General features: G+C 70.2%; 9 protein-coding genes. All 9 read right to left on the reverse strand.

All coding sequences use genetic code 11. The features are described 5' to 3' along the window. Positions 1–8: 8 nt before the first annotated feature. The 9 genes from KVS71_RS05650 to KVS71_RS05690 all read right to left on the reverse strand — a co-directional run bounded on the left by KVS71_RS05650 (position 9) and on the right by KVS71_RS05690 (position 14675). Entirely contained in the window at positions 9–1319 is a 1311-nt protein-coding gene (locus tag KVS71_RS05650) for a hypothetical protein (protein WP_217584081.1), read from the reverse strand. A 10-nt stretch (positions 1320–1329) separates the two neighbouring features. Continuing rightward, entirely contained in the window at positions 1330–3891 is a 2562-nt protein-coding gene (locus KVS71_RS05655) for a right-handed parallel beta-helix repeat-containing protein (RefSeq protein WP_254635468.1), read from the reverse strand. 254 nt (positions 3892–4145) lie between these two features. Then, a complete protein-coding gene (locus KVS71_RS05660; RefSeq protein WP_060921567.1) occupies positions 4146–5498 on the reverse strand; it encodes a polysaccharide biosynthesis tyrosine autokinase in 1353 nt (450 codons plus the stop codon). A gap of 55 nt (positions 5499–5553) precedes the next feature. Next, positions 5554–6858 (reverse strand): hypothetical protein, encoded by a 1305-nt coding sequence (locus KVS71_RS05665; RefSeq protein WP_105949222.1) that lies wholly within the window; start codon positions 6856–6858, stop codon positions 5554–5556. 11 nt (positions 6859–6869) lie between these two features. Beyond that, on the reverse strand, positions 6870–11591 hold the full coding sequence (locus KVS71_RS20225; RefSeq protein WP_302676496.1) for a PKD domain-containing protein: 4722 nt from the start codon (positions 11589–11591) through the stop codon (positions 6870–6872). Positions 11592–11666: 75 nt separating this feature from the next. After that, positions 11667–12200 (reverse strand): DUF4352 domain-containing protein, encoded by a 534-nt coding sequence (locus tag KVS71_RS05675; RefSeq protein ID WP_217584082.1) that lies wholly within the window; start codon positions 12198–12200, stop codon positions 11667–11669. Positions 12201–12397: 197 nt separating this feature from the next. Then, complete coding sequence (locus KVS71_RS05680) at positions 12398–13015, reverse strand: hypothetical protein (protein ID WP_217584083.1); 618 nt, start codon at positions 13013–13015, stop codon at positions 12398–12400. Further along, complete coding sequence (locus KVS71_RS05685) at positions 13012–13731, reverse strand: CDP-alcohol phosphatidyltransferase family protein (protein WP_060922258.1); 720 nt, start codon at positions 13729–13731, stop codon at positions 13012–13014. Before KVS71_RS05685 ends, KVS71_RS05680 begins: the two co-directional genes overlap by 4 nt. Further along, complete coding sequence (locus tag KVS71_RS05690; RefSeq protein WP_368874557.1) at positions 13722–14675, reverse strand: glycosyltransferase family 2 protein; 954 nt, start codon at positions 14673–14675, stop codon at positions 13722–13724. Before KVS71_RS05690 ends, KVS71_RS05685 begins: the two co-directional genes overlap by 10 nt. Positions 14676–14798 lie beyond the last annotated feature (123 nt).

The raw sequence follows: 14798 nt of genomic DNA on the forward strand, positions 1-14798 counted from the left end.
CCCGCGGATCACACCGATGCGGGGGTGTCGGCGGTCAGCCGCGCCCGGTTGCGCACGATGTAGATCGAGAACGGGATCAGCTGGCACACCAGCAGCGCGAACGCGACCCCGATCAGCGGTCCGACGATGCCGAGGATCGGCGTGAGCACGAACGCGAGGACGATCCCGACGGCGGCCATGCTGAGCGTCGGGATCACCTGGAAACGGATCCCGGGCTTGTCCATGATGAACATGCCCAGTGGATACACGGCCGCCGTGAGCATGATCATGAGCCCGAACGCGAAGATCGTGGTCGGCCGCACCTCAAGCTCCCCCTGGGTGATGAATCCGAACAGCCACGGACCGACGAGCCACACCACGACCGTCGCGAGGGCGACCGCCGTGGCGAACAGGGCGGAGAGCAGGAAGGGCCCGCGGCGCAGGTCGCCCTGGTGCCGCATCCGCGCGAAGTGCGGCCAGAGGGCGAGTCCACCGGCCATCACGAGACCGTTGAGCGCGAAGAACACCTGGCCGGCCACCCCGTACTCCGCGACGTCGGTCGGGCCGCCGAGCTGCGCGATCACATAGCGCTGCGACCCCACCGCGATGGGATAGGTCACCATCTGCGCCAGCATCGGCCAGCCGACATCCATGACCCGGACGCCGGGGAACCGTCGCGGCCGCAGCACCATGCGTGCGGCCTCGGGGATCAGCGGAGAGGTGGTGCGTGCGGTGATGAGCACGCCCAGGATCGAGACGATGAGAGACGCCGCGAAGGACGCCATCGCCGCATAGGAGTGGAGATCGTCGCCACCGAATGTGAGGAGCAGCCAGACCCCGGCGAGCGTGAGGGGCGAGATGAGACCCTGCAGCAGGATCACGATGTGGTTCTTTCGCTGCCCGAGCATGATCCGCGCCCAGATCCCGAGCGGGATCCCGAGGCAGAAGATCGTGACGCAGAAGAACGCCGCCAGCGACGCCCCGGGCTGCTGCCCGGCGTCACCGAAGATGAGCTCCCAGGCTCCGGTGGCGAGGAGCACGGTGTTGATCGCCATCGCGGAGGCGGCGAACAACAGCAGCACACGCCCGACGGAGGTCAGCTGGTAGCGCAGCTTCTCGTCTGTCCGGACGTCGTCGCTCGTGGCCACGGCGTTCACGAGCACGGCGCCGCTGCCGAGATCGGTGAACGTCAGCAGCGACGGGATCGTGGTGAGCAGCGTATAGAGGGCGAAGCTGCCGACGCCCGCGTCCCCGATGATCATCCGTGTCGTGAGAACGCCGCAGACCAGCGCGATGACCATCGTCAGCGCGCGGGCGCCGACAGCGAGAAGAGAACCCATACCTAGATCGTCACCGCGGCAGGGCTCCCAGCGTCGCGCTGTTGCCGGGGAGTCGCGATACCGAGGCGATATCCGCGGGAACCGGCACTGCCACTGCGGCCTGCCGCTGCGCCTGCGCGGGGATCAGTGCGTATGTCGCGGACACCACGGAGGCTCCCTGCACGAACTGCGAGCGGCGGTCCTGGCCCGTCGCCGCCGTGAAGGCCGCGAGGGTGTCGGCCACCGCCGGATCCCGCGAGACGGATCCCTTCGACCACGCCGAGAACCACCGGGGTGTGCCCGGGGCGGTGCGGTGGTACAGGTTGCCGTTCACGCTCGACATCATCTGCGCACCCGTGAAGGTGGTCGAGTAGTCCTGCACGCAGACGAGGCAGTTGCCGGCGCTCTCCGCCATGACGTTGTTCGACATCACGGTGTTGCGCACGATCCATGGCGCCAGCGGCGCGTACCGCGTGCGTGGATCATGGCCGGCCGCGTTCGGGTCGGAGGCTCGGCGAGCGTCCTGACCGATGCTGACGTTCCGGTTGGCATTGCCCACGAAGGTGTTGTTCCAGATCTTCACGTTTCCGGAGTTCAGGACGAACAGTCCGAAATCGCCGTTGCGCGCGATGATGTTGTCCGCGACGACCGCCCGCTCGGAGAGTTCGACCATGACGCCGTGACCGGTGTTGCCGATCACGTCGTTGCCCGTGAAGACGATGTCGATCACCGACTCGTCGAACCAGGGACCACGCCCGGCGTTCCCGGTGAAGGCGCTGTCGGACACGGTCACGCCCCGCGTCCGGGTGACCTTGAACGCGCCGGATACCGGGGAGTGGTTGAAGCGCTCGGCGTTGTTGCCGACGGAGAGCATCTGCTTCACCTTCAAGCCGTCGGCCTGGCTCGCCCCACCGCCGAGAAGCCCGTTGCCGATCAACGAGACCCGTGTCAGCGTCGTCCGGGGCGCCCAGGAGTAGAACCCGGTCGTCGAGTTGTCCCGGATGGTCACGTCGGCCAGCGTGATGTCGCTCGCCGCGGCGATGACCGTCCCCATCTGGGGCACACTGGTGGCATATCGCCGCACGCCGATGCCACGCACCTCGGATCCGGCGGAGCGGATCGAGAGTGCCTGCGTGAGGACGCTCGCCTCCACGGACTTGCCGGTGGGATCCGTGCCGATCACGAGCCGCTTCGCCCTGTCGTCGACGAAGAACGTCCCGGCGACCACCTGTGCCGCGGAACCGACCTCCCGGAGCTGCACGCCCGCGACCCACACCTGATCCGGATGCGCGGCCATGGGATACGCGGGATCGACGAAGCGCCACTCCGCCTGGGCATTGTCGGGCGCGCCCTTCGTGTACGTGGGGCTCGAGTCGAGCGCCGTCCCCCACCCGTCCACCGTCCAGGTGTTCCCTGCGGCCTTCCAGCCGGTGACGGCCTTCGCCCCGTCCATCCAGACCGCCTCGTTCGGAGCCGGCTGGATCGTGACCCGCTTCTGCGGCGGCACGATGACCTCTTCGTGGTAGGTCCCGCCCCGGAGCACGATGGTCCCTCCGTTCGGCACGAGCCGCAGCGCCGCCGCGATCGTGCGCACCGGCGCCTTCTGCGTGCCGGCGGCATTGTCGGATCCGCCCGGCGCCGCGTAGATCGCGGTCGCGGGAGCCGGGTACGACAGCGTGCCGGGGGCAGCAGCACCTGGCTTTCCGCGGACGCCGGCCGGAGTCGCCGGCGGGGCGGGCGTGACCGGGTTCGTCGGGTTCGCCGGCGGAGCCGGGTTCGGTGCGGGCGCAGGGGTCGGCGTCGGAGTCGGAGTCGGTGCAGGAGTCGGTGCAGGAGTCGGTGCAGGAGTCGGCGATGGCGCGGTGACCAGGAGGTCGTCGAGCGCCAGCGGAGCGGCTGCCTTCGCCCCGGACGAGGTGTACAGTGCGAAGCCGTAACCCCCCGCGGCGGTGATCCGGGCCGCCGAGGAATCGGCGTGCGTCACCTGCCACGCGGAGGGCTCGGCCGCCCCTGCCACCCAGGCCTTGGCCGCGAGCGTCACCGGGCTGGTCCCCGTCACATCAAGCGCGACGCGCAGTGACATGCCCTTCGTCACTGCGAACGGGAGTCGCCGCTCACTCAGGTTCTGCACCGTCGTGAGATCGGTCATCCGGACGACGGAGACGTAGGCGGAGCCGTCGGGGTGCACCCGCAGCCGCACGCCGTACGAGTCCTTGCCGACGATGCGGACGGCTTGGGCGAGGTACAGGGGGCCACCGACGGGGAGGGCGGGGACGGTCACCGTGTAACGGCTGGACACGTCCGCCGCGGTCACCCCGGCCACGGTCGCCCGCGCCGTGATCCCGGGCTTCCGGCTGGCGAGCATCCCCCGCCCGTTCGTGACGCTCGACGTGCCCTCGACCACGCGCCAGGCGCCGACGGGAGCCGCGCCCCAGCCGGAGGCGACGGTGCGGTTCATGTCGTCCGAGAGCAGAGGCGCCGCAAACGTGGCTGCCGGCCGGACGGACGGTGAGGCGGCGACCGCCGCGGACGCCGGTGCGGCGACCAGCGCTCCGGAGAGCGCGACGGCGATGCCGAGGACGCCAGCGAGCATGCGATGGCGACGCCGCAGCGCGGCGGGCGCTACGGAAGACGAGGGACGAACAGGGAACGGAAAGGACACGATGTCACCGTTTCTGGGGCAGACTGCACGATCAACCCACGCTTCGCCGCAGTTTCAACCCCGGCGACAAAGAGCGAGCCCCCCTCGCAACCCATGAAGAATAACCGCCTCTCCAGGCGATGGCAAACGTTTCGAGCCCCTCCGCCGATATGCTGCGTGCCCGCGCACAGCGGACCTCGAGCCGGTCACTCGCTGTAGTACTCGCTGCGGTGACGATCGGGACGTGCGCGGTTGAGGACCGTGCCGAGGATGCGTGCGCCGCCCGATTCCAGCGATTTGATGCTCTTCTCCAACGCTGCGCGCCTCGTCTTCGTGGCGTCGACGACGAGGATCACGCCGTCCGTCTGGGTGGCCAGGAGATTGGCGTCCGCGACGCTGAGCGTCGGGGGCGAGTCGATCACGACGTAGTCGTAGTCCGCGGCCGCGAAGTCGAGAAGCTGCGCCATGCGGGCCGACGTGAGCAGCTCGGCAGGGTTCGGCGGGATGGTGCCGGCCGGGAGGATGTCGAGCGTGGTGTCCGCGACACGATGCTTCGCCACCTCGAACTCGACCTCGTCGAGCAGCACACTGGTGAGTCCGACCGAACCGTCGATGCCGGCGTGCTCGTGGGCGCGCGGGCGCCGCATGTCCGCGTCGATCAGGAGGACGGAGTTGCGGAGCGCCGCGAGGGTCATCGCGAGGTTCACCGACACGGTCGACTTGCCCTCGGCTGGCATGCCGGAAGTCACCAGCAGCACCTTCACCCGGGACGAGACGTTCGCATACGCGAGCGCCGACCGGATGCGCCGGAACTCCTCGGACGTGTGGCCGAGCGGCTCCTGGGCGACGGCGATTCCCCGCGCCTCCAGCAACGGCGACTTGGAGACGACGCCGAGCACGGGATCTCCCCCGGCCTGCGTCAGCGCCTCCTCGTTGCGGACCCGCGTGTCCAGCACTCCGATGAGCACAGCGGCCGCGAGGCCCAGCACGCCACCGAGGAACCCGCCGAGCGCTGCATCCCTCGGCTTGCTCGGGGTGAACTGGAACTCCGGGACCACCGCGTCGTCGATGACCTCGGCCGTGATCGTGGACTCGCCCTGCGGGTCCTTCGGGGCGACGTCCTTCACGACCGTGATGAGCTGCTCGGCGACCGCGTTCGCGAGCTCGGCAGCGGACTCAGGGTCGTCGGTGATGCCGGTGACGCGCAGCGTGACCGTGCTCTGCGGGATGGTGACCTCGATGTCTCTGGCGAGCGCGCGAGGTGTCGTGTCGAGACCGAGCTCCTCGATCACCGGGTCGAGCACCCGCGAGCTCGTCGCCAGCTGGGCGAAGGAGAGCATCTGGCTCTGGGTGTACACGGACCCCTGGTTGAGATCGGAGGCACTCGTACCCTGGTTGAGCGCGAAGTAGAGCGAGGTGGTCGCCTGGAACAACGGCGTCTGCAGCGACGCGTATCCGTATGACCCGGCGGCGCCCACCACGCCGCACAGCACGATCAACCACCAGAACTTACGCAGTGAGCCCGCGATGACACGCAGGCTGACCCGGCTCTCGGCCATGACTCCCCATTCCCCCTGAGGTCTCGATTCTAGAGGAGCCATCTGCACGTCTCCCTCACGTCTGCCGCACCTGTGGAGCGGCTCGGGTCGGCGGCGGCGCCGACGTGTCAAGATCGCGCAGGAATGCCGTGTCGGCCGCGGTGGATCGTGTCCCCGCGTCTCGGGCCCAGGTCACCGCGAGCCCCACGCAGAACCACAGGAACATGCTGTACTGCGTGATGAGGGCGACGACGACCAGGCTCGGAAGCTGCCCGACGACAGCGAGGGCGGCAGGACTCCGCGTCGACCGCCGCACGGCCAGGAGCGCCGCGCAGACGACGGCCGCCATGATGAGCAGCGTCGGCACGTAGCCGTACCGGAGGAGCGTGAGCACGAGGGCGTTGTCCACCGAGCGCGCGAAGTACCCCAGGTAGTAGTCGCCGGAGACGAGGGAGTGCCAGTCGCCGGGGTTGCCGAACAGCTGCACCTGCTCCAGGAGGACCAGGAGGTCGGTGCGGTAGTCGGCGCTGCCTCCGGCCTCATCCCCCGCCGCACCGAACACGGAATCGATGACGGGGATGACGATCGCGGCGCCGATCACGCCGGCGACCGCCACCGTCACCCGGAAGCGGGTCGAGACGCCGACGATGAGGAAGGTGGACAGGACCAGGGTGAGCACCAGCGTGAGCAGGCCGGCACGACTGAAAGTGAAGACCGTGGCGGTGGCGATGAGCACGATGCCGGTGATCTTCGGGAACAGCCGCCACCGCGTCGCCACGACGAACGCGGAGGACATCGCGAGCGCGGCGCCGAGCGCGATCGAGTGCCCCCAGGCGCCTTCCGCACGCAGCACCCCACCGCGCTCCTGCAGCGGACTCCACGTCTCGTACACCACACCCGACCCGGGGATGAGGACGAAGGGGTTGAAGGACGTGAGGAACTCCACCACAGCGAGCGCCGCAGCCACGATGGCCACGACCGCGATCGTGGACGTGATCCAGTCGGTCGTCACACGCGCGAGCACCACGCGCCCCCAGATGTACGGGATCACCCACTCCAGGAGCGAGGCGACGAGGGAGGCGAGGTCGACAGTGCCGAACCCGTACAGGCCGACCACGACGAGGACGAACGCCGCGACCCAGGCGTCGGCGGCGCGCAGCGGCACGACCGACCAGTTCACGATGATCAGCAGGACGGTGAGCAGGGTGATCCCCGCCCAGTAGAACCCGAGGTTGACACCCACCCAGAGCGGCACGAAGAACAGCACGACGGCCCACACCGCGAAGGCGGCGCGCGGAAGCAGCCGGAGGGCGAACACGACGATGGCCACTGCCGCGATTCCGCCGAAGGCGAGGAGCGCGATCGGGACAGCAGTGGCCATGCGTCAGGATCTTACTGCGGTGCGGTGACGCGGAACGAATCGAACGACACGCCCAACGGCGCGGTCGCGCTGCCGGAGCGGTTGCCGCTCAGACCCACCGCGCCGGCGCCCAGGGGCGCCGCGTCGGTCGTGGTGATCTGCCAGGCTGCCGGCTTCGTGTTGTCCGTCGGCCAGAACTTGGCGGACAGCGTCGCCGACGTCGTCCCGGTCACGGACACCTCGAGGTTGTAGGAGGTGTCCGCCGCCCAGACCAGCCCGGGTACGGCCTGCGTGCGCAGGACGGTCCCTTCACGGTGCACGACGAGCCAGACCGTGCCGTCAGGACGCAGCCAGGCGCGGACGAAGTACTTCCCGGCCGCCGACTGCCGCGCGATCACGCCGATGTAGGCGCCACCCGCCGCGGGGGCCTGGTCGACCCGGAACTGCGTCTCGAGCACCGTGTCGGCGGCCGACGTGGTGTTGAGCGTCGCGTGGCGGGTGTCCCCGGCGATGAGGTTCAGCTTGGCCTGACCGTCGGCCACCGTCGCCGCCGCCTGCGAACCGCCCGCGATCGTCCACGCCCCGCCGACCGTGGCGGTGCCCCAGCCGGGTCCCGCCGTGCGATCGAAGCCGTCGTCCGCCACCGGAGCCGGCTGCGGCTCGGGCTCGGGCTCGGGCTCCGGCTCGACGGGAGGCGCAGTCACGGTCACCGGCTTGGTGGTGGTGTGCGTGGCACCCTTGTCGTCCTTCACCGTGAGGGTGACGGTGTAGGTCCCCGCCGCGGTGTAGGTGCGGCTGCTCGTCGCACCCGTCCCGGTCGTCCCGTCGCCGAAGTTCCAGGCGTACGAGGCGATCGTGCCGTCGGAGTCGGTCGAGGCGCTGCCGTCCACGGCGACCGTGAGGTTGGTCGCGGTCGCGGTGAAGGCAGCCACCGGAGCGACATTCGCGGGCTCCGGTTCGGGCTGCGGCTCGGGCTCAGGGGCCGGCGTGCCGAGGTTCTTCAGCGTGAAGTCGTCGAAGCTGGCGAGGTTGGTGCCGGTGGCGCTGCCCGCGCGGTAGGAGAACACGGTCGGGGCGCCGGCGACCTGGAGGGCCGGAGTCGCATCCGTCGTGGTGAGCTGCCAGTTCGCGGGCTCCGCCGACCCCGACGCCCACAGCTTGGCGCGGATGGTCGTCGTGGACGACCCGGTCGTCTCCATCAGGAGCGTGAACGAGCTGCCCGCGCTCCAGGTGAGCCCGGAGACGGCGGTGCTGGCGATCGCGGTGCCGTTGCGGTGGATCACGAGCCAGGTCGTGCCGTCTGCCCGGTGCCAGGCGAGCGCTCGGTAGCCGGAGGACCCGGAACGGCGGGCGCCCAGTCCTTCGTATGCCACCCCGGTGGAGGGACCGGACGCGAGGGTGTAGCTGATGCGCGCGGAGGAGTCGAGGACCGACGTGCCCTGCAGCAGCATCTCCCTCGTCTCACCCGGCGTCAGGTTCACCTTGCCCACGCCGTCGCCGACGGAGAGCACCGCGGCGGAGCCGCTCACCGGCGCCCAGGTGCCTCCCTTGTCGGCGGCGCCCCAGCCGCTCGAGACGACACGGCCGAAGGCATCGGATGCCGCGAACACCTGAGCGGTCAGCGTCACCGTCTTGGTGGCCGCCGCCGTCGACCCGAGGCTGTCGGTCACCGTCAGGGTGATCTCGCGCGCCCCGGCGCTCGCGTACGTGTGGCCGGCGGAGGCTCCGGAGCCCGCAGGGGATCCGTCACCCCAGTTCCACGAGTAGGTCAGAGTCGCGCCGTCGGACGCGCTCGAACCCGCGGCGGAGACGTTGACGTTCAGCCCCGATGCCGTCGCCGTGAAGGCCGCCACCGGGTCGGCATGCGTGGTCGTCACCTGTCGAGTGGTGGACGCGCTGCCGCCGCGATCGTCGGTGACGGTCAGAGTCACCGTGCGGGTGCCGGCGGTGGCGTACACGTGCGTGGCGACCTGCCCGGTCGACGTCGTGCCGTCCCCCCAGTTCCAGGCGTAGGAGGCGAGGGAGCCGTCCGAGTCCGCCGAGGCGGACGCGTCGGCCGAGACCGTCAGGCCGTTCGCGGTCGTCTCGAAGGCAGCCGTCGGAAGGACGTTCGGTGCCTGCACCACGACCTGCTTCTGCGCCGTGCTGGCGAGCCCGTTGCTGTCCGTCACCGTCAGCGTCACCGTGTAGGTGCCGGACTTCTCGTACGTGTGGCTCGTCGTCTTGCCGGTCGCCGTGGCCGAGTCGTCGCCGAAGTCCCACCGGTAGCCGGCGATCGTCGCCGACCCCGCGGGCGCCGAGGCCTCCGCGTCGAACGCGACGGCGAGGTCGGTCGGGGTGGCGGAGAAGGCCGCCGTGGGGGCCTGGAAGCCCTTGCCGATGCCGTAGTGCGTCTTCACCTGCGTCGGGGTGAGAGCGAACGGATAGACCGCGACCTCGTCCAGGGACCCCTTGAAGTACTTGGAACTGGGCTCGGACGGCCAGCCGGCGAGGTTGTCCCCGCCGATACGCCAATATCCCGTGTAGTTCTCCGCGGTCGTGGCCCCGGCGAGCGACGACACGAGCTGGCCGTCGACGTAGAGCTTCATCCCGTCCGCGCTCTGCGTCGCGACGGCATGGTGCCACTGGTTGTCGTTGAGCGCCGCGCCGTTCTGCACCGTCTGCGTGCTGCCGTTGTAGGTACCGAAGACGAGGCGGCCGTTGTTGGTCATGTAGATGTGACGGTCGTAGCTGGTCGACTCACCCGACGCCGCAGCGCCGTAGCCCATCAGCTTGCCACCGCTGGTCGTGTTGGTCTTGAACCACAGTTCGGTCGAGAACTCGGAAGGCGCGGCGATCTTGCTCCCGGAGGCCACACGGCCCGCGTTCGTCCCGGTGAAGGTCGAGGCGCCGGTCGCGGTGTTCTCCACACCGGACGTCGATGCGGTCACTCCCGTGCCGAACACGGGGGTGTTGGATCCGGCCCAGTCCTGCGCGGCGGTGCCGAGCGGGTAGTAGAGCTGCGGTCCGTCCGCCGTGACGGCGTTGACGTAGTTCGACACCGCACCGGCCGCGATGGTCACGCTCATCGCCTGGCTGGAGACGGAGTTGCCCGCGCTGTCCTTCGCGACGACGGTGTACTCCTGCGTCGACCCGGGAGCTGCGGTCTTGTCCTCGAGGTTCACCGAGGGGCGGTCCCACCAGGTGCCGCGGGCGGTGGCGGTGGCCACCGGTGCGGTGGTCCCCGTCCGACGCAGCTCATAGGTCAGCGTGAGGTCGTCACGATCCCAGTTCGCGGGGATCGAGATCCGCGCACGCCCGGGGATGAACGACTGCGCCGTGCCGGTCCAATTGGCACCCGACAGCCGAGGGCCGTCCTTCGCGCCGCCGGGCGGGTTGGTGGAGAAGCGCACGAGCCCCTCGAATCGGCCGTTGTTCACGGAGCGGAACTCACCGCCGATCGAGATCATGTTCCCGGCACCGGTGATCGAGAGTCCGGCCTGACCCATCCCCGTGGTCACGCCCACGGCCCAGTCCGGCGTCCAGGCGTAGGCCGAGGGCGCCGGCGTCCCGGCCCAGTTCTTGTACGTGCCACCGGCCGCGGGCTGGTTGCCCAGCAGACCGCGGGCGTCCGCCGTGTACGCCTCCGAGTACCGGTGCGTACGCGGGTTCTGCTCCGGGTGCATGCCCATGGTGCTGCAGGCATGGGTGTGGCTGGTCGTGTAGACCGTCTTGCCGGTCGAGTAGACGCCGTAGTGGTCGCCGAGGCAGTCCGCGATCCAGCGGACCTGGCCGCTTCCGGCCTCTGCCGCGAAGGTACCCTCGAGGTTGCCCGTGGCCGCGTCCGCGTACACCCACCCGGTGCCGTACACGGCGCCGGCGTCGGCCGCGAGTCCGAAGATCCCCGCCTTGCCCGAGTTCGCCCCGGTGTTCGAGCCGTTCTTCACCGTCTGCGGCAGCGCCCATCCGCTGTCCACCGCGCCGGTCGTCTTGTCGAGCGCGACGGTGCCGCGCATCGTCAGGTCGCCGTTGACCTGCGAGAAACGACCGGCGGCGATGACGTTCTGACCCGCCGGGTCCATCACCATGGCGTCGACCTGAAGGTCTGTCTGCGGCGCCCAGCTGAGCAGCGCGCCGTTCGTCGAGGAGAAGGCCGCGAGGTTCTTGCGCGGGGTCGCGTTGCCCTGCGTGAAGAGACCTCCGACGTAGACGCTCGAGCCCGAGGTGGCGAGGGCATACACGCCGCTGCCGCCGATCGAGGGCGAGAAGCCGGGCACGAGCTGTCCGGTCACGGCGTCCAGCGCGGCGAAGTTCCAGCGCGTCTGACCGTTGACGGCGTTGAAGGAGCCGCCGATGTAGATGCGGCTGCCGTCCGGCGAAGCGGCCACGGCCTTGATCACGCCGTTCACCTGCGGTGCGAAGGAGAGCAGCTGACCCGTGTTGATGTCATACGCGAGGACGTTGGAACGGGCGGTCAGGCTCGTCCCCGGCGCGGCGAGCGGTGCGCGGGCGTTGTCGAACTTGCCCACCGCGTAGACGGTCGAGCCGATCGTCGTCTGCGCCCACACATACCCGTTGTCGATCTGCACGGTCGGGATCGGGTCCGACGTCACCACGTCGTCGTTCCGCTGCAGAAGCGGCGGTGGCGTCGGCGGTGTATCGGCCGCTGCCGCCCCGGTCGCCCCCAGCGTGGTCATGCCCGTGATCAGCAGCGCCGCCGTCACGACCGACGCGAGTGCGCTCAGCGCCCGCCTCGAAGTGGATGTCTTACCCATGTTGCTCCCCAGCCCCAGATTTCTTCTTCGAAAGTGTCACGTACGAGACGCGGCGGAAGTCGTCGCGTCCACAGCTCAGGAGAGCTCGCCCGCGAAGGTCGCCACCGGCTCACCGGCGGCATAGTTCACACTGATCTTCACGGCGCGACCCTTCGTGGGGTCGAGCATGAAGACGTAGGTGCCCGTGGCGTCGTCGCCGGCGGCCAGCTCCCCGTGGAGCGGCTCGTTCGGACCCGCGGTGGTGGCCACCCCCACGTCGCCGTCGTCGGTGACGAGGCTGACGACGGCGGAGTCGATGCTCTGCGCCCGCTTCGACCCGTTCGCGACCTTCACGGTCACCACCACGGCGGAGCCGGCATACTCGCCCGGCGTCTCGGGGGTGATCTCGGTGGTCGAGATGTCGTCGACGGTCACGACCATGTCGGTGGACAGGGCGATCTCCGCGTCCAGCGCGCCGCTCTCCTCGGTCAACGCGGGGGCCTCGGTGGGCCCTTGGGCCTCGGGATCGGCCGGCGGCGTCCAGTCGGTCGTGCTGGTGCCCTCGGGCTCCGGCGACGCCGCGGTATCCGGTGCCGCCGTGCAGCCGGCGAAGGCGAGCGCGAGCGCCACGACGGGCGCGATGAACAGCGCACGTCGTGCGCGAGATGAGCCGTCCCCAGAACGGCATGCTGAAACAGTGAACACTGCAGCTCCCCAGAACCCAGATTCCCCAGCCAGAGCCCCCTCGGCTCCGGTTTCCCCCCAGCCGTGCAGAACACGGCGTCGGCTAATGGTAGTGCGGACCGTGGAAAACCACAACCCTCGGCTCAGGAGGAATGTCGGCGGTGCCCGCCGAGCTGCCCGGCGATCGCATCGACGGCCTGCTCGACCTCGGTGATGGTGTCGGTGTGTCCCCGACTCCCGTGCCGATCGGCGATGGACGCCGGGTCCTGGGCGGAGCGCCGGTCGAGGAGATGACGGAGCGCACCGCCGCGACGCGGCGGGCCGCCGAGCGGCACGGCGCGTGTCCGCGCCCGATCGAGGTGCGCGAGGTAGTCGGCGACCACGTCGGACCCCCCGGACGGGAAGCCGATCCCGAGGTGCGCCGCCTCGCGCAGCGTGAACATCCGGTCGCGGTACTCGGGCGCGGCCCGCACCAGGTCCCCCCGGACATCGCGCGAGGCGGTCAGCACGAGGTCCGCCTCGGCGAGCATCTCCGTCGTGACCTCCTGGGCTCGATGCGCCCGCGATTGCGCCTGCCAGCCTTCGTCGGTGTGCCGCGCGGCGACCTCAGCGCAGATCGGGTCGCCGTCGTGGGCGCGCACGCCGGCGCTGCGCACCACGAGCGCGGACCCCTCCCCCAGCCCGCGCCGCAGCGCCAGCTCGGCCAGGGGGGAGCGGCAGACGTTGGCCGCGCACACGATGAGGATCGAGCCGCCGGTCATGCCGCGTCACCCAGCCTTCCGATCTCGCGGAACCACTTCACCGCGGCGAGCACGAGGAACAGCACCGCAGCGGCACAGAGCGCGCTGTAGGCGACGAGGAACACCGGCGTCCAGCCCCAGAGGACGAAGACGAGGCAGACCAGCCCGAAGTCGGTCGGCAGCAGCACGAGCGAGCGTCGGAGGGTGCCTCCGCCACGCTCGTGCGTGGACGCCACGGAATGCTTGCCCTTGAGGAGGTCGTTCAGGAGCATGCCCGAGAACGTGGTCGTGGCGACGATGCTGAACACGATGGGGATCAGCAGCAGCGACGGCGTCTCCGGGAGGACCCGGTACAGGCCGATCAGCACGGCCAGATGCAGGGACGCGATCTTGAGCGTGTCGATGAAGTGGTCCAGCCACTCGCCCTGCGGGCTCCCGCCGCCGCGGAGCCGGGCGACCTGACCGTCCGCGGAGTCCCACGCGTAGCCGAGGACGAGGAGGAGCGCGATGAGCAGCCCCAACGGCACGGTGACCGGGGCGAAGGCGATGAGACCGATCGCCGCGAACGAATGGACGGCGCTGATGATCGACACCTGGTTCGGCGTGAGGCCGAGCCGGAACGCCACCGCGGCGAGCACGCGTCCGAGCCGGCGGTTCACGTAGACCGAATAGGCCGGTGCGCCACGCGCGTGCCCCTTCTGCGCCCGTGCGAGCTGTCGGTAGGCGTCTACGACCATGTCGTTCCCTTCGGGTCCGTGCCGGAGAGTCGCGCGATCCGCCGGGCCTCGCGCACCCCGCGGACGTAGGCGCGGAGCGGAGCGGCGGAGTGCAGCAGCTGTCGGCGGCCGCCGCGGAGGATCACCTCGCGGGCGGTACGGGGTATCGACTGGCGCCAGCGATGCACGGCCTCGTCGTCGAGGTGCCGGACCGCGTACAGCATCCGGTTGCGGATGTTGTAGAAGTAGTAGCCCTCCGACTTCGCCCTCGCGAGCTGGGGCTCGGCGCGTTGCGTGCCGCCCTCGTCGTGCACGGCCGTCGCCTCCTCCACGAGGATGAGGGTGCCTCCGGCCGAGACCACGCGGCGGGAGAAGTCGACGTCCTCCCAGTAGAGGAAGTACTCGTCGTCGAAGCCTCCCGAGAGCGCCCACACCTCGCGGGTGATCCACAGGCAGGCGCCGCTCAGCCACGGCTCATAGGGGCGCACGTCGTCCGCCCGGCGTTTGCGGCGCGCGCGCATCGTGCCGTCGTCGAGCAGGAGGTCGATGCCTGCGAACCAGGTGCGTCCGTCGGAGTCGGTGATCACCGGCGAGGCGAGGGTCGTGCGCGAGGCCGCGGTGACCGCGGCCAGGCGCGCCAGCGACGCTCGGTCGATATGGGCGTCCGGGTTGATCACGAGGACGTCGGTCGCGCCGTCGGCGAGCGCTCGGGCGACCCCGATGTTGACGCCGCCGCCGAATCCGCTGTTCGTCTCGGGGGTGATGAGAGTCCATCCGTGCGCCTGTGCGGCGGCGACGGCGGCCTCGCGCTCCGCGGTACCCGCCCAGTTGTCGACGACGACGATCAGCGTCTCCTCGTCGACGGCGCGGGCCTCGCGCTCCACGAGCACCAGGTTGCGCTCGAGCAGCCGCGCCGAGGCGTAGTTCACGACGACGACGGCCAGCCGTCCGTGCACGATTGACACGCGATCCTCCCCCCGGATCCGCCCACACGGTCCGCTCGGGTCGCCGGTCGAATTCCCCAGAGTCGCGACCGGCGTCGACTCCCAGGACACCGACTATACGCCAGAGCCGGCTCGGCGCACCCG

Origin of the sequence: Microbacterium sp. GbtcB4 (assembly GCF_019091465.1) — a bacterium.
Classification (GTDB): Bacteria; Actinomycetota; Actinomycetes; order Actinomycetales; family Microbacteriaceae; genus Microbacterium; species Microbacterium paraoxydans.